19 protein-coding genes and 1 pseudogene are annotated in these 21,831 nt (G+C 41.1%); 18 read left to right on the plus strand and 2 right to left on the minus strand.

Annotated elements, in window-relative coordinates:
* The first annotated feature begins 17 nt into the window (after window positions 1–17).
* The 4 genes from N4627_RS00235 to N4627_RS00250 all read left to right on the plus strand — a co-directional run bounded on the left by N4627_RS00235 (window position 18) and on the right by N4627_RS00250 (window position 5,152).
* Window positions 18–2,270, plus strand: a complete 2,253-nt coding sequence (locus N4627_RS00235) for a glycoside hydrolase family 65 protein (RefSeq protein WP_260964794.1) — start codon at window positions 18–20, stop codon at window positions 2,268–2,270.
* 20 nt (window positions 2,271–2,290) lie between these two features.
* Window positions 2,291–2,953, plus strand: coding sequence for a beta-phosphoglucomutase (pgmB, locus tag N4627_RS00240; RefSeq protein WP_191336922.1), 663 nt, complete (start codon window positions 2,291–2,293; stop codon window positions 2,951–2,953).
* A gap of 184 nt (window positions 2,954–3,137) precedes the next feature.
* The gene (locus N4627_RS00245; protein WP_098045199.1) at window positions 3,138–3,635 is read left to right on the plus strand and encodes an Lreu_0056 family protein; all 498 of its coding nucleotides are present in this window, start codon (window positions 3,138–3,140) and stop codon (window positions 3,633–3,635) included.
* A 176-nt stretch (window positions 3,636–3,811) separates the two neighbouring features.
* Window positions 3,812–5,152 (plus strand): glutamate--cysteine ligase, encoded by a 1,341-nt coding sequence (locus tag N4627_RS00250; protein ID WP_098045200.1) that lies wholly within the window; start codon window positions 3,812–3,814, stop codon window positions 5,150–5,152.
* A 41-nt stretch (window positions 5,153–5,193) separates the two neighbouring features.
* On the opposite strand, the gene N4627_RS00255 is transcribed toward N4627_RS00250, so the two are convergent.
* Window positions 5,194–5,913 (minus strand): gamma-glutamyl-gamma-aminobutyrate hydrolase family protein, encoded by a 720-nt coding sequence (locus N4627_RS00255; RefSeq protein WP_098045201.1) that lies wholly within the window; start codon window positions 5,911–5,913, stop codon window positions 5,194–5,196.
* Between the two features lie 129 nt (window positions 5,914–6,042).
* Between N4627_RS00255 and N4627_RS00260 the strand changes: the two genes are divergently transcribed.
* The 11 genes and pseudogenes from N4627_RS00260 (at window position 6,043) to N4627_RS00310 (ending at window position 17,277) form a co-directional block, all read left to right on the plus strand.
* Entirely contained in the window at window positions 6,043–6,909 is an 867-nt protein-coding gene (locus tag N4627_RS00260) for an aldo/keto reductase (RefSeq protein ID WP_260964795.1), read from the plus strand.
* A 122-nt stretch (window positions 6,910–7,031) separates the two neighbouring features.
* Window positions 7,032–8,558: a Y-family DNA polymerase gene (locus N4627_RS00265; RefSeq protein ID WP_098045203.1), complete on the plus strand. Its 1,527-nt coding sequence runs from the start codon at window positions 7,032–7,034 to the stop codon at window positions 8,556–8,558.
* Window positions 8,559–8,560: 2 nt separating this feature from the next.
* Window positions 8,561–8,980: a hypothetical protein gene (locus tag N4627_RS00270; protein WP_260964796.1), complete on the plus strand. Its 420-nt coding sequence runs from the start codon at window positions 8,561–8,563 to the stop codon at window positions 8,978–8,980.
* A 63-nt stretch (window positions 8,981–9,043) separates the two neighbouring features.
* Window positions 9,044–10,831: a glycerophosphodiester phosphodiesterase gene (locus tag N4627_RS00275; protein ID WP_260964797.1), complete on the plus strand. Its 1,788-nt coding sequence runs from the start codon at window positions 9,044–9,046 to the stop codon at window positions 10,829–10,831.
* 143 nt (window positions 10,832–10,974) lie between these two features.
* A complete protein-coding gene (locus N4627_RS00280) occupies window positions 10,975–11,583 on the plus strand; it encodes a GTP pyrophosphokinase (protein ID WP_003716255.1) in 609 nt (202 codons plus the stop codon).
* Between the two features lie 12 nt (window positions 11,584–11,595).
* On the plus strand, window positions 11,596–12,261 hold the full coding sequence (locus tag N4627_RS00285; RefSeq protein ID WP_040530896.1) for a response regulator transcription factor: 666 nt from the start codon (window positions 11,596–11,598) through the stop codon (window positions 12,259–12,261).
* A 6-nt stretch (window positions 12,262–12,267) separates the two neighbouring features.
* Window positions 12,268–13,530 (plus strand): sensor histidine kinase, encoded by a 1,263-nt coding sequence (locus N4627_RS00290; protein ID WP_003716253.1) that lies wholly within the window; start codon window positions 12,268–12,270, stop codon window positions 13,528–13,530.
* Window positions 13,531–13,820: 290 nt separating this feature from the next.
* Complete coding sequence (locus N4627_RS00295; RefSeq protein WP_040530571.1) at window positions 13,821–14,978, plus strand: 2-hydroxycarboxylate transporter family protein; 1,158 nt, start codon at window positions 13,821–13,823, stop codon at window positions 14,976–14,978.
* Window positions 14,979–15,013: 35 nt separating this feature from the next.
* On the plus strand, window positions 15,014–16,165 hold the full coding sequence (locus N4627_RS00300; protein ID WP_003716251.1) for a M20/M25/M40 family metallo-hydrolase: 1,152 nt from the start codon (window positions 15,014–15,016) through the stop codon (window positions 16,163–16,165).
* A gap of 72 nt (window positions 16,166–16,237) precedes the next feature.
* Window positions 16,238–16,894, plus strand: a pseudogene (locus N4627_RS00305) (nitroreductase).
* A 47-nt stretch (window positions 16,895–16,941) separates the two neighbouring features.
* Window positions 16,942–17,277, plus strand: a complete 336-nt coding sequence (locus N4627_RS00310; protein ID WP_003716249.1) for a HigA family addiction module antitoxin — start codon at window positions 16,942–16,944, stop codon at window positions 17,275–17,277.
* A gap of 257 nt (window positions 17,278–17,534) precedes the next feature.
* Here the strand turns inward: N4627_RS00310 and N4627_RS00315 are convergent, their stop codons facing one another.
* Complete coding sequence (locus tag N4627_RS00315) at window positions 17,535–18,509, minus strand: GMP reductase (protein ID WP_240410861.1); 975 nt, start codon at window positions 18,507–18,509, stop codon at window positions 17,535–17,537.
* 200 nt (window positions 18,510–18,709) lie between these two features.
* On the opposite strand from N4627_RS00315, the gene N4627_RS00320 reads away from it, so the two are divergent.
* From N4627_RS00320 to pyrR, 3 genes are all read left to right on the plus strand, one after another.
* Window positions 18,710–19,999, plus strand: a complete 1,290-nt coding sequence (locus tag N4627_RS00320) for an adenylosuccinate synthase (RefSeq protein WP_260964798.1) — start codon at window positions 18,710–18,712, stop codon at window positions 19,997–19,999.
* Between the two features lie 251 nt (window positions 20,000–20,250).
* Window positions 20,251–21,057, plus strand: a complete 807-nt coding sequence (locus N4627_RS00325) for a DUF5011 domain-containing protein (protein ID WP_164476903.1) — start codon at window positions 20,251–20,253, stop codon at window positions 21,055–21,057.
* Between the two features lie 173 nt (window positions 21,058–21,230).
* Complete coding sequence (gene pyrR, locus N4627_RS00330) at window positions 21,231–21,770, plus strand: bifunctional pyr operon transcriptional regulator/uracil phosphoribosyltransferase PyrR (protein ID WP_003716245.1); 540 nt, start codon at window positions 21,231–21,233, stop codon at window positions 21,768–21,770.
* The last annotated feature ends 61 nt before the right edge of the window (window positions 21,771–21,831 follow it).

Raw genomic sequence — 21,831 nt, forward strand, 5'->3', positions numbered from 1 at the left:
AAGGAAGGAATTGAATTATGAAACAAACATTTGAAATTGCTCCATGGCACGTTGCAACTCATAAATGGGATCCTGAAGATAAGCGTCTTCAAGAATCAATGACTAGTTTAGCTAACGAAAACTTGGGAATGCGTGGCTTCTTTGAAGAAGGATACTCAGCTGACCACATGCAAGGTGTATACCTTGGCGGTGTTTGGTTCCCAGACAAGACTCGTGTTGGTTGGTGGAAAAATGGTTATCCTAAGTACTTCGGTAAGATGATCAACGCAGTTAACTTCATGAAGTTAATTATTAAGGTTAACGGCGAACAACTTGACCTTGCTAAGCAAACACCAAAGGACTTTAAGCTTGATCTTGACATGAAGCGTGGCGTCCTCGAGCGTGAATTTATTGTTGAAATTGGCGGTACCGAAATGTACTTCAATTTTGAACGGTTCGTAAGTGCTACCCAAAAGGAATTGGTTGGCCAACGTCTTCACATTAAGAACCGTGGCACTAATGATGCTAAGGTAGAAATTACCAGCATGATTGATGCTGACGTTTACAACGAAGACGCTAACTATGATGAACAATTCTGGAATGTTCTTAACAAGTCTGCTAATGGTGAACATGCCGAATTAACTTCCATGACCAAGAAGAACGATTTTGGTACTCCACAATTCACTGTTGGAATGAAGACCACTTCCAAGACCGACCTTGATCATGTTGGTGACGGAACTGACGAAAAAGATGCTTACAACAACTTTGCCGGAACCGTTGCTGCTGGTAAGGAAGTTAACTTTGAAAAGCGGACAGTCGTTGTAACTTCACGTGACTTTGATTCTCAAGAAGCAATCGAAAAGCACCTTGATGAATTAAGTGAAAAGCTTGATGGCCAAAGCTTTGACGATCTCCTCGAACCTCATGTTCAAGAATGGGCAGATCGTTGGGTTAAGTCTGACGTTGAAATTGATGGTGACGATGGAGCACAACAAGGAATTCGGTTCAATCTTTTCCAACTCTTCTCTACTTACTACGGTAATGATTACCGTCTTAACATCAGTCCAAAAGGATTCACTGGTGAAAAGTACGGTGGTGCTACTTACTGGGATACCGAAGCTTACTGTATTCCAGTTTACCTTGGGGTAGCTAACCCTGAAGTTGCACGGAACTTGTTAATGTACCGTTACAAGCAATTAGACGGTGCCTTTGTTAACGCTAAGCAACAAGACCTCGATGGTGCATTATTCCCAATGGTTACCTTCAACGGGATTGAATGTCACAATGAATGGGAAATTACTTTTGAAGAAATCCACCGTAACGGGGACATTGCCTTTGCTATTTACCTTTACACTAAATATACTGGCGATAAGTCATACGTTCTCAACGAAGGTGCAGAAGTCTTAACTGAAATTTCTCGCTTCTGGGCAGATCGTGTTCACTACTCACAAAACAAGAACAAGTACATGCTTCACGCCGTAACTGGTCCTGATGAATATGATAACAACGTTAACAACGATTGGTACACTAACCTTCTTTGCCGTTGGACTCTTAAGTATACTCTTGAAATCTTAGACGAAGTTGACGATAAGGTTGCTAAGAAGCTTAATGTTTCCGAAGACGAAAAGCGTCGTTGGAAGGGAATCGTTGATAACATGTACCTTCCTTACGATAAGGAACGTGACATCTTCCCAGAAAATGATGGCTTCATGGACAAGGACTTAACACCAGTTTCTGAAATTCCAAGCGATCAATTACCACTTAACCAACACTGGTCATGGGACCGGATCTTACGTTCACCATACGTAAAGCAAGGGGACGTTATCCAAGGTCTTTGGGACTTCATTGATGACTTTACTAAGGAACAAAAGAAGAACAACTTTGACTTCTACGAACAATTTACGGTTCACGAATCAAGTCTTTCTGCTTCTGTTTACTCAATCATCGCTGCTGATATTGGTTACGAAGACAAGGCTGTTGAATTATATGAACGTTCAGCTCGTCTTGACCTTGATAACTATAATAACGATACTTCAGATGGTTTACACATCACTTCAATGACTGGTTCATGGCTTGATATCGTTCAAGGATTCGCTGGCATGCGTGTTCGGGGTAACGAGTTACACTATGCACCATTCCTTCCTAAGAAGTGGAACTCATACCAATTCCGTCAAATGTTCCGTGGTCGGATCTTGAAGGTTAAGGTTGACAAGCACGGTACTAAGATTGACTTGGTATCAGGTGACCCAATTACCATTGATCTTGACGGTAAGAAGCTTGAATTGAAGTAATTACTGGGGGAATTTCGAGAATGAAGTTTGAAGATTTGAAAGGTTTTGCTTTTGACCTTGATGGTGTAATCGCTGATACTGCCCGTTTTCACGGTCAAGCATGGCACCAACTTGCTGATAAAGTTGGCACAGAATGGACTCCTGAACTTGCGGACAGTTTAAAGGGGGTTAGCCGGATGGATTCCCTAGAATTGATCCTGAAGGCTGGCGGTCATGAGAATGACTACTCTCAAGAAGAAAAAGAAGCATTGGCTACCGAAAAGAATGACAACTACATTAAGTTAGTTGAAACATTGACTCCTGCTGATATTCTTCCAGGAATGAAGGACTTCCTGGACGAATTAAAGGAAAACAACTACCATATCGTTTTGGCCTCAGCTTCTAAGAATGCACCTAAAGTATTAAAGTACTTACAAATTACTGATTACTTTGAAGGAATTGTGGATCCTGCTAAGTTAACTCACGGTAAACCAGACCCAGAGATTTATAGTGAAGCAGCTAAGCTAATGAACCTTCCTGCTGACCAAGTAGCAGGCTTAGAGGATGCTCAAGCAGGAATTGAATCAATTAATCGTGCTGGTGAACTTTCCATCGGCTTCGGCTCAGAATTGAAGGATGCCGATGTTAAGTTTGCTGAAACTGGTGATGTTTCGCTGGCAGCAATTAAGAAACAAATGAACTAATGTTAACTCTCTATCAAATGAATAATTAAGAATATTAGTTCAGTTGGATAATTGGGAGGAGGATGGATGGTATTAACAGTTAAATCCATTCTTGCTAAAAGTGAATATCACTGCATAATTAAAGGAAATGCAACGTTGAAATTCTTCGTTGTGTTTCCTTTTTGATTAGATTGAGGAATGAACGATGAAACGACAAAAGATAATTAAATTTCTAGGATTAGTAGTGGTTGTAATTGGAATAGGAGTAGGAGGAGCTGTTAATATTGCGCTAAAAGATAGTCATAATGAGAAGCCAAAAACCGTGCAGGAGACCAGTCAGAAGTCACGCCTAAGGTTAACCGATCAACAGTTAAGCATTTTAGTAGGTTTAGCAATGGATCCAAAGTGGTTAACAGAACAGCTTAATAGCAATCAACTAGTCTATGGTGTCGTTAAACCATCGGATACCGTTCCAAAAGGAATTGGAGAAAATGAAAGCTTCCTAATTGCAGCGGGTGAGAGGCAGAGAATCATCTATTTTTCAGTTAATGAAGATCAAACTGTTGAGATTAAGGATAGTCAAAATAACCAAATAAGACGAAAAAAGGAAGTAACGGTAAGGCAATTAGTAAGGAGATTTTATCAAACCTCGAAACAGCAACAACAAGTTAATGAGTTGGTTAGTGAGTTACGAACAGAGTAGGATAAGCGTTAGTAATTGAATAAATACTTAAATTTTATTTGTACTATTACTTAAACAGCGGCCTAGTTCAGTAGTGAACTTAATAATCTTTAGTATTTATGATTGAATATTGCCTTAGAGGAACATAACATGTATATTATTAGAAAATAATGAGAGAGTTATGAGGAGGGACAGCAATGTTCAGTCAAATTGGTCAATTAATCTTTGATAATGAGGCTGTTGCAAAGACTCAGGATTTTACAATGGGCCTTGAAATCGAAATGCAACGGGTGGATGAGAATGGTAACATTAGCCAGGAGCCATATCCATCGGCAATTGGTGATGAAAAGACCAATCCATGGATTACCAATGATTTTTTGGAAACAATGTCTGAAACGGTAACGCCGTCTGCTCAACACGCACTTGATGCAATGCACTATTTATACGTTATCAATAATTCGTTGCGTTCTGCACTAGCTCCTGGAGAATTACTTTGGCCCTTATCAATGCCACCACGGTTGCCAAAGGATAAGCGGAAATTGCGGCTGGCTAAGATGGGCCCCGAAAAAGAGGCGTATTTAAAGGAATGGGCAAAGCGTCATGGCTACTCACAGGGAACTCCCTGTGGTGCTCACATCAACTTAAGTATTGATCAACACGTTATTGCACTAGTTCAAAAACATTTCCCGGGAAAGTTTAAAGATGAGCGGGAAGTCCGTAACTACCTTTACACAATATTAGCGCAAGGCTTTGTTCGCTATCGCTGGTTTATCACTTACCTGTTTGGTGCTAGTCCAATTGCGGAAGCAAACTACTTTGAAAATGGTCAAGGACCTCAACACCCGCTTCGGAGCATTCGCCAAAGCAAGTACGGATTCGGTACCAAGTTTACTGGCGACTTTACCAATCTTGATCGATACATTGCGCGAATTGAAAAGGGAGTTAAGGATGGTGTCCTAACATCAGACTATGAATTTCACGGCTCAGTCCGTTTTAAGGGTAATCGCAATCTTAAGGATTTACCGAAAAATGGAATCGAATACCTTGAATTACGAATGCTCGATCTTGATCCAAGTAGTTCAGTTGGGATTCGTACGGGGACGTTACGGTTTATCCGGCTGCTTGCTAGTTACTTCATCATGCACCCAGCATTAAATGAAGAGGAAGTTAATGATATTCTAAAAAACGCTGATAAGATGAATGAGGTCGTTGCGGAAGAAGATCCACGGGAAAACTGCAAGTACCAAGCAACTGCTCGGGCACTAGTGAAGAGTCTTGAACGGTATGCAAATCAAATTCAATTGGGACCAGAATATGCTGAAGTACTTGAAGATTTAGAAGATCGGGTTGAAAATCCACTGACAACACCAAGTGCTAAACTGCTAAACTACGTCAAAGATGGTTCGTTAACGGAATATGCACTTCGTCGAGCAAAACGTTATCAGGTTGCAGCTCAGGAATCGATTAATCCGTTTAAGGGATTTGAAGATGGGAAAATTTATAGCTCAGACGAGTTACGAAAAGCATTAAGTAGATAAATAAAGAGAAGAGGCAAGTTTTTCTTACCTCTTCTCTTTATTTATTCTTGTGCTCGTTGAATTAGATCAGCGAAAAGCGCTTGTGAATAATCATAATGCTTAAACATGTTTTCTGGATGCCATTGAACAGCCAGAACACGATCATTATCGATCGATTCAATAGCTTCGGGAATTTGGTCATCAGCTCGTGCTGTTACTCTTAGGTCGTTTCCAATTTGGTTTAATGCTTGGTGATGACGAGAGTTAACATAGGGCCGTGAACCAACCAAGTTAAAGATTCGACTGTCCTGTTTTACATTAACATGGTGGGACGGAAAGTTTCCCGGAGCATTTTGGGAGTGCTTTAGGGTTTGCCGCGGATCTTCTGATAAGTCTTGAAAAACAGTTCCACCGAGAGCAACATTGATTACTTGCATTCCGCGACAAATTCCCATTAATGCCTTATTTGCTTCTAGCGCGGCTTTAACTAACGCAACTTCAAATAAATCGCGTTTGAAGTATGTAGATCCTAATTCTTGATGCGGCTCTTCACCGTAAAAAGTGGGATCAACGTCACTGCCACCCGCAAAAATAATCCCATCGAAAAGATCAAGATAGTTGGGAATTAACTCAGGATCCACACTAGGAAAAATTACCGGGAGGCCTCCTGATTTAACAATTGCTTCGATTAGTGGCCGAGGAGCATAAGCAGCGTTACGCTCATTAATAATATTAGTAGCCTCAGTTAAAGTGTCTGCTGGAATTGCAATTCGTGGTCGCATAGAAAACCTCCTTGAATTATTTTAATAGTATTATAATAGAATTTTAATAAAGTAGAAAGAGACATTTTAAAAATTACCCTAAATGAGAGAAAGACTATATAATAGTAAGTATGAAAGAAGTGAAAAAGAATGATTGAATTAACTGATATTAACTCAAAGATGAATTTAAATAACGGGACCCAAATTCCGTGTGTCGGTTACGGGACGTTTCGGACTCCCGCTGACGTTGCCGAAAAAGCGGTTGCTGATGCAATCAAGGTTGGTTACCGTCACATTGACACGGCAGCTGTATATGGTAATGAAGAAGCGGTTGGTAAAGGAATTAAGGATTCTGGAATTGACCGAGAAGACCTCTTTGTAACCAGCAAGTTGTGGAACGACAATCGGGGTTATGAATCGACAAAGAAAGCCTTTCAAGAAACTTTGGATCGGCTTCAAATGGACTACCTTGACTTGTACTTAATTCACTGGCCAGCAAACCAAAAGCAATTCGGTACTGATGCAAGTAAAATTAACGCTGAAACCTGGCGGGCAATGGAAGACCTGTATAAAGAGGGCAAAATTAAGGCAATCGGTTTAAGTAATTTTATGCCGCACCATATTGTTGACTTAATGAAGACCGCAACGGTAGCTCCAGCTGTTGACCAAATCGAGGTTCATCCTGGTTGGCCCCATACTGAACAGGTAAAGTATTTACAAGCACATAATATTCTGGTAGAAGCTTGGGCCCCGCTTGGCGGACAAGGAGCAAGCGTAATGACTAACCCAACAATTCTGCAAATTGCTGATAAGTACGATAAAACGCCTGCACAGGTTAGTTTACGGTGGGTTATTCAGCAAGGAATTGTGCCGCTGCCAAAGTCAGTTCACGAAAATCGGATGATTCAAAACAAGGACATCTTTGATTTTACGTTAACTGATGACGAAATGAAGAAGATTAGTCTTTTGACTAACCTCGGTGGCCAATGTGCAGATCCGGATGATGTTGATTTTTAAGATCTAAATATTTAAATGGATGATCCTAGACATATTGTCGGGATCATTTTTTTGCGTTTTTATCGACCGTTTGTTCGATTAAGATGTTATAATAAATAAAAACAGTGAAAGGAAAATAGCTGATGAATGACCAACAAAGAATCTATATGGCGATTGATCTGAAATCATTTTATGCATCGGTTGAGTGTATTGCTCATCATTTGAACCCGTTAAATGCTAACTTAGTCGTTGCAGATCGGTCACGAACTAATAAGACAATTTGTTTGGCTGTATCACCAGCTTTAAAGCAATTTGGAGTCCCTGGTCGACCGCGCTTATATGAAGTTCAACAAATCGTTGATCGGTTAAACCGGGAACGAGCAAAGAAAGCAACGTGTCACCACCTCTCTAAGCATAGTTCAATCTACCGAGGGAAGTTGTTAAAGTCGCCTAACTTACGGGTTGGCTTCCGGATCGTTCCACCACGAATGCATTTTTATATGGAAAAGAGTGCAGAAGTCTATGGAATATATCTACGGTTTATTAAACCCGAAAACATCCATACCTATTCGATCGATGAGGTGATGATGGACGTTACAGACTACCTTCATGATCATCAAGTATCGCCTCATACACTGGCAAAACAAATTATTCAACAGATTCAGTTAGAAACCGGAATTACTGCAACGGCCGGGATTGGTACAAACCTTTACTTAGCAAAAGTGGCGATGGATATTGTTGCAAAACGGATTCCTGCTGACCGAGATGGTGTCCGGATTGCTCAAATGAATGAGTACCAATATCGACGCTATCTTTGGGCACATCAGCCCCTGACAGATTTTTGGCGAATTGGTCGCGGTTATGCAAAACGATTGGAAAAATTAGGCTTGCATACCATGGGGGACATTGCCCGTTGCTCGCTCGGTAAGTTATCGGATCCGTTGAATGAAGAGATCCTTTATCGTGAATTCGGTAAGAACGCGGAACTACTCATCGATCATGCGTGGGGACATGAAACAGCAACGATTACGGATATTAAGAACTACCATTCAGAAGAACACGGGATATATTCTAGTCAAGTCCTAATGAGGCCATATAAGTATCATGAAGGGTTAGCTGCGGCTCAGGGGATGGTTGATTCAGTTGCATTGAGTATGGTCAAACGACATGTAGTTAGTGCTGATTTTGGGATTGTCATTAACTATGATCCGCAGAGCCTTCAGTATGCACCTAATTACCAGGGACCGGTAGTTGAAGACTTTTATGGTCGGAGAACGGCTAAACCCAGTCATGCACATCAAAAACTTGACCTGCCAACAGCATCCGGCTCAGAGTTAAGGCAAATTTATAAGCAACTTTACGAAAAATGCGTTAATCCTAACCTGCTAATCAGGAAGATAACGTTAATTGTTACTCACATGATTGATGAGGATATTGCAGCAAAAACACCGCACTTCAAACAGGTTAATCTTTTTGAGGATCCGCAAAGGGAGATTAAACAAGAGCGAGTAGCGGCAATTAAGCGTCAGCGTGACCAAAAGCTACAAACGACGATCCTTAAACTTCAGCAGAAACTAGGTAACAAAAATGTTGTCCTGCACTTAGCAGATTTGAAAAAGGGATCGACAACTAAAGAACGAAACGCTCAAATTGGGGGTCATCAAGCATAGCAATGGATGAAAAAGAAATCATTGAGCAGAAATTATTTACCGATACTTCTCGGTATAACGACATCATGAAGCGTCCTTATCAACATTCAAAGGGGCATTTGCCAATGCCACAATCAGATCGCGCGGGTCAATTTTCACCTTTTGCAGCATTGACGGGATTTAATAATTTAATTCACCAAAAGGCAGTAATATATTCTCATAAAAAGTATCTTCCGGCTAAAGTAGAAGCACACCTGCTTAATGTCCTTCAGTCCTTAGCAGGAACGAAGCAAACGGTTGTGATTAACTGCTTTAATGATGACGTCGGCTACTATGAAGAGTTCTGTGATCAGGTATCGGTAGTTAAGCCCGAGCGCGGGAGAGTCTTCTTTAATCATCATTCAGCCATTGCGCTTGCCAATATTAAGCAGGTTCGTCAATGATGAGTGCTGTATAATGGTAAGGACATAAAAGACACTGAATGAATAGTTGAAGAGGGAGTAGTTTTGAAAGTAATTTGGCGTAACCTTTGCCAGTATTCAAAGAATTTTTGGCAACATTGGATATCTTTTATCATTTTATTTGTGGGGATGGATCTTGCTAACCAGCTGATCTTTATCCCGCTTTTTCGGTTAGCAACGACCTATATTTTGCAAGCGGGCGGAATCCCATTTATTTCTTACCAAAACATTGGAATACTAGTAACACAACACACAATGGTAGTGATTGGGCTATTAATCGAACTAGTGCTCCTGCTTCTTGTGATTTATTGGCAGTTTGCGTTCCTTCTATTGGGACTGCGGTTGATTCTGGGTAACCAGGCTAGTTTCAAACGACTGATGAAAGAATCGTGGATAGCGATACAGAATATTCGTCCTGGCTCGTTACCACTAATGCTTCTTTACTTTATTCTCGTTCTGCCTTTTGTGGATCTGGTATTTCGGACGCCATTACTTTCGAAGGTTCAAATTCCTGAGTTTATTTTCGACTTTATGACGCGGAACAATATGCTGTTAGCTGGCTTGATTGTTTTCTACGTTATCATTACAATTCTTGGGATTCGGCTGATTCTCACTTTGCCCTTAATGATTTATCAACGTCGCCGTACTCGTGATGCTCTAGTTAGAAGCTGGCAGCTCACACGGAAATTAGAGTGGTGGCAATATGTTAAACGTTTAATTGTACTTGGGGTAGTAACCACAATAAGTCTAGGCTTATTTTACCTATTAATTTTTGGTTTACAGACGCTAATGGATTTATTTCCCGGGAAATTTGCTTTTGTAATGGCAATTTTTAATTTGACATTAGTGCAGGTTATTAGTGAATTGCTAACAATTTGGACGGGGACCATTGCCTTACAGATAGTGATTTCTTTACTCGATGATTTTTCAACAAGTGATGAACAGGTAAGAAAGAGTAGTTGGCATGGTTGGACTGCAATTACCTTGCTAGCAGTCTTTGCCGGTAGTTTAGCGGTAGTTAATAATTATTACTACCTCAAAGGTTCTGGGTTGACGCGGCCGGTCACAATTTCTCATCGCGGGGTTGCGGAAGAAAATGGGGTTCAAAATACCATTCCTGCAATGAAGAAGACTCACCGTTTACACCCAACCTATGTTGAGATGGATATTCATGAGACAAAGGATCATAAATTTGTGGTTCTCCATGATGAAAACCTAAAGAAATTAGCCGGGGTTAACAAGACGCCACATGAATTAACACTAGCCCAACTGACTCGTTTAACTGCTCACGAAAACGATCACCATGCTAAAATCGCTAGCTTTGATCAGTACCTCAATGCAGCGGAAAAGCTTCACCAAAAATTGTTGATTGAGGTGAAGACCACGCCTACAGATTCTAAGGGGATGCTTAAACGGTTTAATCGTCAGTACGGAAAACGAATTATTAAGGATCATGACTTAGTCCATTCACTCGATTATCACGCTGTTGCGAGATTGAAACAGTTGAATCCGAAGTTAAAGGTGCTTTATATCCAACCGTACAACTTTTCTTATCCAAAGAGCGTTGCCGATGGGTACTCAATGGAATATTCCACGTTAAACTTTGAATTTATTCAGCAAGCCCACCGTCAAAAAGATGTGGTATATTCTTGGACTGTTAATGATAGTAATGTTATGAAGCAGATGATGTATAACCATGTTGACGGGATTATTACCGATAATTTAGGCGAACTAAACTCGACCATTAAAGACTATATGGGTTCAAAGAGCTATGCTAATCGAATCCTCAACTTTATTTTAGCCGTTCCTACAAGTGGTGGGCTAGAACCATGATGATAAAGAATTAATTGCAAGGGATCCAAACTTGAAGGATCCCTTGCTTTTTTATATTTATATTAAGGATCCCTTATTGTTAAAGGGTTTACGGAAAGCTTGTTATAATAAAAAGAGTTAAAAGATGACAAGGAGTGTTGATCATGTCGATCTATGGCCCTTATGAAGGAACGTTAGATAATATTCTTCTTGATGTTGAAAAGCGGATTCGCCAATTAAACCAACAAGAAGTTGCTAGTCAACAGCCAAAATTATATGAACACTTAATTGGCCGGGTAAAGACACCAGCCAGCATGGAAGAAAAGTGTCAAAGAAAAAATTATCCGCTAACGGCTGAATCAGCATTACGAAAGTGCAAAGATGCTGTAGGAATTCGGATTGTTTGTAATTTTATTAGTGATATTGAGCGGTGTCTGACGATTTTACGTAATAGTGATTGGTGTTCAGTCGTTAAAGAAAAAGATTACATTACGAATGCTAAGCCGAATGGTTACCGAAGCTATCATTTAATCTTAGACGTAACCGAAAACTACCAAGATATTGATGGGCAGAATCCAGGTCACTTTTATGTCGAAATCCAGTTGCGGACAATTGCAATGGATTCATGGGCCAGTTTGGAACATGAAATCAAATATAAGCATAAGATAAAAAATCCAGAACGAATCGGTAAGGAATTAAAGCGATGTGCAGATCAGCTTGCCTCGTGTGATATTCAAATGGAAACCATTCGTCAGTTAATTCGGGAAGATTAGGTGGTAATTAAGATGAGAATTTTACTTGCTGAAGACGAAGAACAACTAGCGCGAGTTTTGAAAATGGCAATGGAACAAAGCGGTTATCAAGTTGATGCCGTTGAAAATGGTCAGGCTGCAGTTGAACTTTCGCAAAAGAATGCCTACGATGCGATAATCTTAGATATTATGATGCCAATAAAAAATGGGATCGAGGCTTTAAAAGAGATTCGGGCGCGCGGTGATCGGACCTATATCATGATGTTAACTGCAATGGCTGAAGAAGACGACCGAGTTAATGGATTAGACTCGGGAGCCGATGACTACCTAACGAAGCCATTTTCGCTTAAGGAATTACTTGCACGGTTGCGCTCGTTAGAACGGCGGGCGAAGGATTATGGTGATGGCGATCTTGAGTTTGCTGATTTGCACTTGGATAGTGATGAGCAGGTCCTTGAAAGCAGTAATTCAATCAGCCTTTCTCGTGAAGAAACCCAAATGTTAGGGTACTTTATCCTCAATGCAGGCAAGAAACTAACTGCTGATGACTTGCTTAACCACGTTTGGAGTGCTGATGATGAAGCCGATGCTGAAGATGTTTGGATAAATATTTGTTACTTAAGGCAAAAATTTCAGTCAATTCAATCTACGGTAAAAATTATTGGTGAAAAGGGTGGGCCATATAGTTTGGAGGGATAAGGAACAATGATCCGGCATTTTCGAAAACAATTTATTATCTTTTCAACGTGTGCATTATTACTAGTAATTGTCACAATCGTTGGTAGTATCAGTTCGATTACTTATTTCCGGGCCCATCAGGAAGTAAATTCGGTTTTGCAAATTTTGAGTAATAATGAGGGAGAGATGCCGGCGAGGACGGTTTCTAGCCAACCACAGCTATTTTCGCAGAGTCAATTTACCAAAGAAAGCTTGTATCAGTACCGCTATTTCAGCGCAACTTTTAATAAGAAAAATAAGCAGATGCAGATTGAGGACAGCCACATCTTATCTGTTTCACCAGCAGAAATTCAAAAATTAACGCAACGGGTATTGAAGCGCCACCGAACACAGGGAAGGATCTTTTATCATCAGACCTTTTATGCTTACCGAGTGAAAAACAATAGTAAGCGGACTAACGTTGTTTTCCTGGATGAAAGCCTAATGTTAGCCAAAGCGCGGGAAGTTACATACTTAGGAGTCTTTCTAGGAATAATTAGTTTGCTGCTCTACACAATCGTGCTTATTCTGTTTTCTAATGCCGCAATCCGCCCAATAATTCAAGCGGAAAAACGCCAAAAAGAGTTTATTACCAATGCAGGACATGAACTAAAGACGCCACTAAGCGTTATTTCAGCTAATAATGAAATGCAAGAGTTGCTGAATGGGGAAAATGACCTCACAAAGAGTACAAAAGAGCAGGTTGGGCGATTAACTAAGCTGATTAATTATTTTGTTTCTCTGGCCCGTCTCCAAGAACGGCCACAAATGACGCTTTCCGTGATTGATGCGAGTCAAATCACTAACCGGGTTGCTGATAATTTTAAGAACGTTATTCTTCAGGATGGCAAGCATTTTAAGAAGTCGGTAACCTCAGGCCTTAAAGTAAGGGCAGATGAGAATTACTTCTATGAATTAATCAGCATCCTACTTGATAATGCTAATAAATACTGTGATCCGCATGGCGATGTTTTCCTTAATTTAAGACTAGGTAAACGAAAAAAGAACGTGATCCTTTCTGTTACTAACTCATTCGCGGCTGGCAAGGATGCTGACTACCAACGATTCTTTGAACGGTTTTACCGTGAAGATAAAGCCCGAACGGTTAGTGAGAAAAAATCAGGTTATGGGATTGGCCTATCAATGGCCCAGAGTATTGTTAAAAGCTTTGGTGGCCAGATTAAGGCGAGCTATTCCAATGGTAAGATTTCGTTTATCATCACAATTAAAAGACAAATTAAAAATAAGTGATTGACATCTGGGAAAATCAGTGTAATATTCTAATCAAGATTTAATGAAAGGAGCCAGAATAATGAAAACACGTTATCAAAATAGTTGGCAAGCATGGTACACTTTTGATCGTATTTAGTGTTTTCACACGGGTACGGTCATTTTGAGATTTCTCAAAGCGTACCTGTGTTGGCTCGATAAATTATTAAAGACCACACAGTTCAGTACTGCGTGGTCTTTTTTGGATCTTCCAAACCATTTACGCTTCGAGATCGGTTTTTGAACAGTAAATGATATTGGAGGATTTTTTTATGTCTGGAGTAATTTCTTTAACAATCCTGCTAGTGATTTATGCTGCTAGCGAATATGTTTCCCGAAAAACTAACGGAATTATTGATACGGTACTAACAATTTCAGTTTTAGCGTTAATCGGCTTCTGGACCGGAATCTTGCCGAAAAATCTTTTCTCAAATAGTGGGGTTGAAGAATTCGGGATGGCAATTGTTGGATTGATGCTAACGTCGCTTGGAACCACCATTAATCTTACTGAACTAAAGCGTCAATGGAAGGTAGTTGTGATTGCGATTCTTGGTGCAATCGGTTCATGCGTTTTAATTGTTGCCGTTGCCTTATTAGTAAAGCAGAAGAACTTTGGTGTTGTCGGTGCCCCAATTTTTGCTGGCGGAAATGCCGCGACGTTGGTCTTACTGAATGCTATGCGGGCAAAGAATATGCAGATGCTGTCCACCTACGCCCTAGCAGTGCTAACGTTCCAAAACATAATTGGAATTCCAATTGCTACTTATGCAATGCGGCGGGAAGCTCACCGACTTCTCCAAGACGGTAAATCAGAGCTTCAGGAAAAGCAGACTGAAATGACTCCGCACCGTCGACCATTACAATTATCAGCACTTTTTGATACACCAATTATCAATCTTGCTAAGCTGGGTCTCGTTGCCTCGTTAAGCTACGGGGTTAGTCTCCTGATTCACGGTACGATTAATTACCTGGTCCTGTGCTTTATCTTAGGGATTATCTTCAATCAATTAGGTTTTCTTAATGACCACATCATGGATAAAACGGCTTCTAGTGGGATGATTACATTCTTGGTAACCATCGTGATCTTAGCAAGCCTTGCGAATACAACGCCACAAACTGTAATGTCTGTTTTACTCCCATTATTGGTTTGCCTGATTGTGGGAACAATTGGGGTAGTAATAACTTCTTTCTTTACCGCAAAGCTCTTCAATGTTTCACGTGAAATGGCAGTTGCGTTGGGGATGACATGTACTTTTGGCTTTCCCACTACAATGATTTTGTCTCAGGAAATAGCAGCAAGTACTGGTCAAACAGAGACAGAACAAGCGGCATTAGAAAATTATTTCTTACCAAAAATGATTACTGCTGGATTGGTCACCGTTACCTTAGTGTCGGTTTTCTTTGCTGGCTTTGCAATTAATTATTTATAAGAATTAAGACGATTAATTGAGCGGAGGAGATAACAATGAATCAAATTACAGACTACTTACAAAAACAATTTTCGGCAATGGTTGAGTTAACAGAGGAAATCATCAATGTCGATAGCCCGTCTAATGACATTGCTGGTATTCAAAAGGTAGCGGATATTCTTAGCGCAAAAATGCGCGAAATCGGAATGCAAACTCGTCAACGAGATAGTGGAAAGCAGGGGATGGCCCTAATTGGCGAGTTACCAGGAGAAGAAGGCCTTCAACCAGTGATTCTGCTTGGTCACATGGATACCGTTTTTCCAAAGGGAACTGTCGAACAACGGCCATTTAAGCTTGAGAAGGATCGAATGACGGGACCAGGGATCTTTGATATGAAGCCTGGATTGGTGATTGGCCTATTTGCAATTCAGGCTCTGGTAAAACTGAAGTTGAATCGGCGCCCGGTTAAAATGATTGTCGTGAGTGACGAGGAAAAGCTTCATATGGATTCAAATACGTATAACATTATTGCGAAAGAGTGCCAAGGTGGTGCCTATGGTTTTAACCTTGAAGGGACAAAGGACGATCCAAGTCATGTTGGAACCCATAACCGTGGCGGGATGATCGTTGATGTTACTGTTCATGGCCGAGCTGCCCATTCAGGAGCGGAACCGGAAAAGGGACGGAGCGCGATTATTGAATTGGCCCACCAAATCATTAAATTAAGCGCACTCAGTGATTTGCAAGCGGGTGTCCATGTGAATTGTGGAGTGATTAATGGGGGAACTAGTGAGAATATTATTCCGGATCGGGCAACGACTAGCCTCGGTGTTCGGTTTAAGACGAACCAGCAACGGGATCAATTATTGGAGCGGATTAAATCAATCGCTGCTACGCCAACCGTTTCAGATACGACAACTACAGTGAAAGTGCGGACGAAGATCGATAGTATGGAGGACACGCCAGCAGTTAATAAGCTTTTTGCTGAGTTAAATCAGGTTGCCCAACAGGTTGGTTATGGTAAGCTCCGAGCTGTTGGTGGCGGTGGAGCATCCGATGCGGGAATTATGGTTGCCCGGAATGTACCGACAATTGATGCTTTAGGGGTTGTCGGGGATGACGCCCATAGCGAAAAAGAACATGCTAGTGCGAAGTCGTTGTTAACGAGATCATCATTGATTGCTAACTTTATTGCTCAAAAAGGCTAGTGCTGGTTCCGTTAGTTAATAAAAATAGGTTAAACTGTAACTAACGAATAAGGTAATTAGGGAGCGATCAGAATGAATTTAACGGAAGCAATTAATTCTCGTCATTCAGTTCGGCAGTTTACTGATCAACCTGTTGAACAGGATCTCATTAAGAAAGTTGTGAAACTAGCACAGCGGGCCCCATCGTGGGTTAATTCGCAACCGTGGCAAGTTTACTGTGCAATGGGCAAATCGTTGGCGCAAATTAAGACGGCATATCATGAGAAAGATCTAGCAGGAAATCACGGACATCCCGATTTGACAGTGATGTCACGGGAAGACTGGAGCGATAAAACGCAGGCTAATATGAAGCAGTGGCGCCATGGCATTGTTCATCATTTTCCAACGTTTGACGAGGCTCACCAATAAATGACCGAAGCTAGTCAGACTCTCTACAATTCTCCGGTAATCCTCTATATTACGATTCCAAAGGCTTCACCGGATTGGTCGATTCTGGACGCGGGAGCTTTTGGCCAAACACTAATGTTAGCGGCAACTGATCTAGGCCTGGGATCAATTCCAACCTATAATAGTGTTCGTTTTCCCGATATTTTGCACCGGATCCTGGATGTTCCTGACGACGAGCGCTTTATTGAAGGGATTTCACTGGGCTACGAGAAAAAAGCGAAGATTAATTCTTACCGGTCCGAGCGCCGTCCTTTGGGTGAGGTTTTGCATTTTAGTGATTAGAAATAAATGATAAAGTACTCTACTGAGCATTAAGGAGCTGATGAATAATGTTGCATCGTGAAAATAGAATAAAACAGTATCATACTAGCTCAGCTGCTGATCTACTCAAGGAAGTAATGGGCTACTATGGAATTACGCAGTCTGATTTAGCAAAACGGATTGGAGTAAGTCAGAAAAATATTTCAGATATTCTTAATCGAAAACGATATTTAACAGAGATCTTAGCTCTTCGTATTGAAAAAGTTATGGGGATTCCTAGTAAATTACTACTATCTTTAGACTCTAATTATAAGCTTCAGCTAGCTGAACAAGAATCTAAGCTTAATAAAGAAAAAGGAGATTCACCATTATTTCTTCAACGGTACAGTTGGGTAACCGTATAGCAAAAAAGAGATCGTGAAAAATCAGCTGATTCTTCACGATCTCTTTAGACTTTTATTAGAAGTTAGTGGTGTTCTTACTGCGATATGGCTGAGATCTGCTCGCAGGGAAGCTCCTATAGACAACATAGTCAAGATCTGCTCGCCAGGAGCTTGCTAGAGTTAGCAACCTCCTTCCTAGGCGTAAGACGCCTTCGTCAGGAGAAATTGCTAACTTTCCGCAAGCTCTTTGCTGGCTCGCACTCTGTCGCACTCTGACTTTAATAATCCCCATTCATGATAGAGTTTTTGACGATTACGTAATCGACGCGGCGGATTGATTCAAGATCACGACCACCAGCGTATGAAATTGATGATTGAAGATCCTCTTGCATTTCGCGAAGAGTATCTTTGATTGAACCACGGTAAGGAACGAGCATTTGTTTACCTTCAACGTTCCGGTAAGCGCCTTTTTGAACTTCAGAAGCAGAGCCCCAATATTGCTTATAGCGCTTGCCATCAATTGTGATCACGTGACCTGGAGATTCAAGGTGACCAGCAAGCATTGAACCGATCATTACCATTGAAGCACCGAAGCGCACGGACTTAGCAATATCACCATTATGACGAATACCACCGTCAGCAATGATTGGCTTACGAGCGGCTTTAGCACAGAGGCGGATTGCAGCGAGTTGCCAGCCACCAGTACCAAAACCGGTCTTTAACTTAGTAATGCAGGCCTTACCAGGACCAACACCAACTTTAGTAGCATCCGCCCCAGCATTTTCTAGGTCACGAACTGCTTCGGGGGTTGCGACATTTCCAGCGACTACGAATGCGTCGGGAAGGTTTTTCTTGATGTATTGGATCATTTTAATAACAAAATCGGAATGACCATGGGCAACATCAATTGTAATGTATTCTGGATCTAAATGTTCGGCTTTTAGTTGATCGATAAAGTCGTATTCAGCATCCTTAATTCCAACAGAAATGGAAGCAAAGAGGCCGCGCTCATGCATCCGTTTAACGAACCCGGCACGCTTCTCGGGTTCAAACCGGTGCATCACATAGAAGTAATCATTTTGGGCGAGCCAAATAGCAAGGTCTTCGTTGATCACGCTTTCCATGTTTGCCGGTACAACAGGGATCTTGAATGTTTTTGGTCCAAATTTAATGCTGGTATCAGCCTCTTTTCGGCTTTTAATAATGCACTTGTTTGGGATTAGTTGGATGTCATCGTAATCGAATGTTTGCACGAGAACAGCTCCTTTACTTTCTTAAAAATTCCGTATGCTATTATGCACTGTTTAATGATTATCGTCAATAAAAAACATCGGACAATTATAAAAATGCTTAGAAAAATCGTTCGTTATCTCCTTGACGAAGATTCTGAAGTCCGGTAATATAGTGAAGTAAAAACGTCTTTTACAAATTAATAGTTTGAGGTGAAAGAATAATGTCATCAGTTGTGATTGTTGGTAGTCAATGGGGAGACGAAGGGAAAGGTAAAATGACCGATTACCTTAGTCAAGAAGCGGATGTTGTAGTCCGTTCCCAAGGTGGAAATAATGCCGGTCACACAATTGCGTTCGATGGAAAGAAGTTTGCCTTACGGTTGATCCCATCTGGAATTTTCGGTAAGGATAAGTTGGCGGTTGTCGGTAACGGGGTTGTTATTAATCCACCAGCAATGCTTAAGGAAATGAAGTATCTGGAAGACAACGGAATCGACCTTTCTGGCTTACGGATTTCTTCACGTTCACACATTACTTTCCCTTACCACATTCTATTGGACAAGTGCCAGGAAGCTGCTAAGGGTGATCACAAGGTTGGTACCACTAAAAACGGGATTGGACCTACATATATGGATAAAGTTTCCCGTGTAGGTATTCGGATGTGTGACTTGTTAGAAAAGGATACGTTCGAAATTAAGTTGAAGCGTAACTTAAAGGAAAAGAACGAATTATTCACTAAGTTGTACCACGTTGATCCAATTAACTTTGATGATATTTTTGAACCTTATTATGAATATGGTCAACAGTTGAAGAAGTACGTTACTGATACTTCACGGGTTGTTAATGACGCTTTGGATGCCGATAAGAAGGTTCTCTTTGAAGGTGCTCAAGGGGTAATGCTTGATGTTGATCAGGGTACTTACCCATACGTTACTGCTTCAAACCCAATCGCTGGTGGTGTTTGCACCGGTGTTGGTATTGGACCTAACAAGATTAATACTGTTGTTGGGATCTGCAAGGCTTACTCAACTCGTGTTGGCGCTGGCCCATTCCCAACAGAATTGACTGATGAAATTGGTGACCAAATTCGTGAAACTGGTCATGAATACGGTACTGTTACTGGTCGTCCTCGTCGGGTTGGTTGGTTTGATACCGTTGCTATGCGGCACGCACGTCGTGTTTCAGGACTTTCTGTTTTGAGCTTGAACTTGTTGGATGTTTTGACCGGCTTAAAGACCGTTAAATTATGCAAGGCCTACAAGCTCGATGGCAAAGTAATCGACTACTACCCTGCTAGCTTAAAGGAACTCGACCGTTGCGAACCAGTTTACGAAGAAATGCCTGGTTGGGATGAAGATATTACTGGTGTTAAGAAGTTCGAAGATTTACCAGTTAACGCTCAAAACTACCTCAAGCGAGTTAGCGAATTATCCGAAACCCCACTCGCCACCGTTTCCGTCGGTGCCGACCGAATTCAAACCATTATTGTAAAGGATCCGTGGGAATTATAGAGTGCCTTCGCTTCAAAGAGTTTCCGGAAAGCTAGCAATTTCTCCTGACGAAGGCGACCTGCGCCTAGGAAGGAGGTTGCTAGCTCTAGGAAACTCGAGCGAAGCACGTTTCGACTGTGTAGCAGTAGAACTCTAGCTTACCTAATAATTCAATAGACATTCTAAAAGCTAATCGCTAGGAAAACTTGCGATTAGCTTTTTCATCATGTGCTATAATGCAAACGAATTAACGAGAAAATATGGAGGATATTATGGCACAACCAGTTTTAACGATTCAACGACACTACCTTGATTGGCCACTGGGACAGTCAATCGTCAATTCAGAATTGATTAATCAATTTGGAATTAAAGCAACGAGTGATGGTCGTGACCTCACCGATAAGATTACGTTTAACTTAACTCAGGTTAACATTAACCAGCAGGGTGAGTATCCAATTGCCGTTACAGTAATGGATAGCGATGGTCAAACCGCGTCAGATCACTTAACCTTAAACGTTAAGCCTCGAGAACAAGTTCAATCACAATCAAATCGGGGTCACCAATCAACTGCGCTGAAAAGGCATCATTGGGGTTGGCTAGTAGCATTGATCGTCTTACTGGCAATAATTATTGTGTGGTGGGCAGTTTCAGCACATAACCGCAATCAGAATCAGCAAGCCAATAACGAGGAACAAAGCAGCCAAATTAGCGATAACTCCAGTAGTATTAGTAAGCTGAGTTCTGATAATCAAAAACTTGCGGAACAGGTTGCCGCGCTTCGTGGTGCTGCTCGACAATACGAGAAAGATCATGATCAGCAAGAACTCCAGAACCACTTGAATAATATTTCAAACCAAAATCAACAGATCGAAAATCAGCTAAGTAGTAATTCCGCTAAGCAAAAGCTAAATGACATTGATCAAACTATTACCCAGGTTCAACAAGACCCTGATAACGCTACTAGCACAGTCAATAATCTGAAAAATAAGGATGGGTTCAGTCAGATTTGGGATAATATCACTTCCATGATGGAAAACTGGTTGAATAAGCACGCTAGCCAGAGTAATAGTAACCAATGATAATTATTGACAGGCTTAGGCGAGACGCTTAAAATACTGGTAATAAGAGAAATATCGCCTTTAACCTGATTCCGTGAAATCAAGAAGGAACGAATAAGTAATTAGACCCTTCCTCACAGTTTCAGTGGAGAAGGGTTTTGTAAAAATAAATTGATTAAGGGGAAGTGACCAGGATGGCCCATGAAATTGTTGATGGATCAAGTATGCAACGGGCATTAACACGAATTACTTACGAAATTATTGAACAGAATAAAGGGGTCGAAAACCTTGTCTTTGTTGGGATTAAGACTCGGGGAGTTTACCTTGCTGAACGGCTAGCTAAGCGGTTAAACCAACTTGAAAACGTTGAAATTCCAGTTGGTGCGCTTGATATTACCTTATATCGGGATGATCGGCACATTCCTGATCATCATAAGGAACCAACAGTTAAGACATCTTCACTTGGAATTGATATTAACGATAAGCATGTCATCCTTGTTGACGATGTTCTCTTTACCGGGCGGACAGTTCGGGCGGCCCTAGATGCCTTGATGGATATGGGACGACCACAACAAATTTCACTTGCTGTGCTAGTTGACCGAGGCCACCGTGAATTACCAATTCGGCCTGACTTTGTTGGTAAGAACATCCCAACTGCAATGAATGAAACAGTTCATGTTGCCGTTGAAGAATATGACGGTCACGAAGATATTACAATCGAACATCACGAATAAATTATTAACCATTTAATCTGCTCCAGTGAGGGCGAAACGGTGTTATGAGCGAGAACGCAAA

The sequence above is a fragment of the Limosilactobacillus vaginalis genome, assembly GCF_025311515.1.
Taxonomy (GTDB): Bacteria; Bacillota; Bacilli; order Lactobacillales; family Lactobacillaceae; genus Limosilactobacillus; species Limosilactobacillus vaginalis.

Coding starts and splice junctions, on each gene's coding strand:
- N4627_RS00285 (WP_040530896.1), top strand. CDS start 11,596: ATGAGAATTTTACTTGCTGAAGACGAAGAACAACTAGCGCGAGTTTTG.
- N4627_RS00245 (WP_098045199.1), top strand. CDS start 3,138: ATGAAACGACAAAAGATAATTAAATTTCTAGGATTAGTAGTGGTTGTA.
- N4627_RS00300 (WP_003716251.1), top strand. CDS start 15,014: ATGAATCAAATTACAGACTACTTACAAAAACAATTTTCGGCAATGGTT.
- N4627_RS00265 (WP_098045203.1), top strand. CDS start 7,032: ATGAATGACCAACAAAGAATCTATATGGCGATTGATCTGAAATCATTT.
- pyrR (WP_003716245.1), top strand. CDS start 21,231: ATGGCCCATGAAATTGTTGATGGATCAAGTATGCAACGGGCATTAACA.
- N4627_RS00280 (WP_003716255.1), top strand. CDS start 10,975: ATGTCGATCTATGGCCCTTATGAAGGAACGTTAGATAATATTCTTCTT.
- N4627_RS00325 (WP_164476903.1), top strand. CDS start 20,251: ATGGCACAACCAGTTTTAACGATTCAACGACACTACCTTGATTGGCCA.
- N4627_RS00290 (WP_003716253.1), top strand. CDS start 12,268: ATGATCCGGCATTTTCGAAAACAATTTATTATCTTTTCAACGTGTGCA.
- N4627_RS00310 (WP_003716249.1), top strand. CDS start 16,942: ATGTTGCATCGTGAAAATAGAATAAAACAGTATCATACTAGCTCAGCT.
- N4627_RS00320 (WP_260964798.1), top strand. CDS start 18,710: ATGTCATCAGTTGTGATTGTTGGTAGTCAATGGGGAGACGAAGGGAAA.
- N4627_RS00235 (WP_260964794.1), top strand. CDS start 18: ATGAAACAAACATTTGAAATTGCTCCATGGCACGTTGCAACTCATAAA.
- N4627_RS00270 (WP_260964796.1), top strand. CDS start 8,561: ATGGATGAAAAAGAAATCATTGAGCAGAAATTATTTACCGATACTTCT.
- pgmB (WP_191336922.1), top strand. CDS start 2,291: ATGAAGTTTGAAGATTTGAAAGGTTTTGCTTTTGACCTTGATGGTGTA.
- N4627_RS00260 (WP_260964795.1), top strand. CDS start 6,043: ATGATTGAATTAACTGATATTAACTCAAAGATGAATTTAAATAACGGG.
- N4627_RS00250 (WP_098045200.1), top strand. CDS start 3,812: ATGTTCAGTCAAATTGGTCAATTAATCTTTGATAATGAGGCTGTTGCA.
- N4627_RS00295 (WP_040530571.1), top strand. CDS start 13,821: ATGTCTGGAGTAATTTCTTTAACAATCCTGCTAGTGATTTATGCTGCT.
- N4627_RS00255 (WP_098045201.1), bottom strand. CDS start 5,913: ATGCGACCACGAATTGCAATTCCAGCAGACACTTTAACTGAGGCTACT.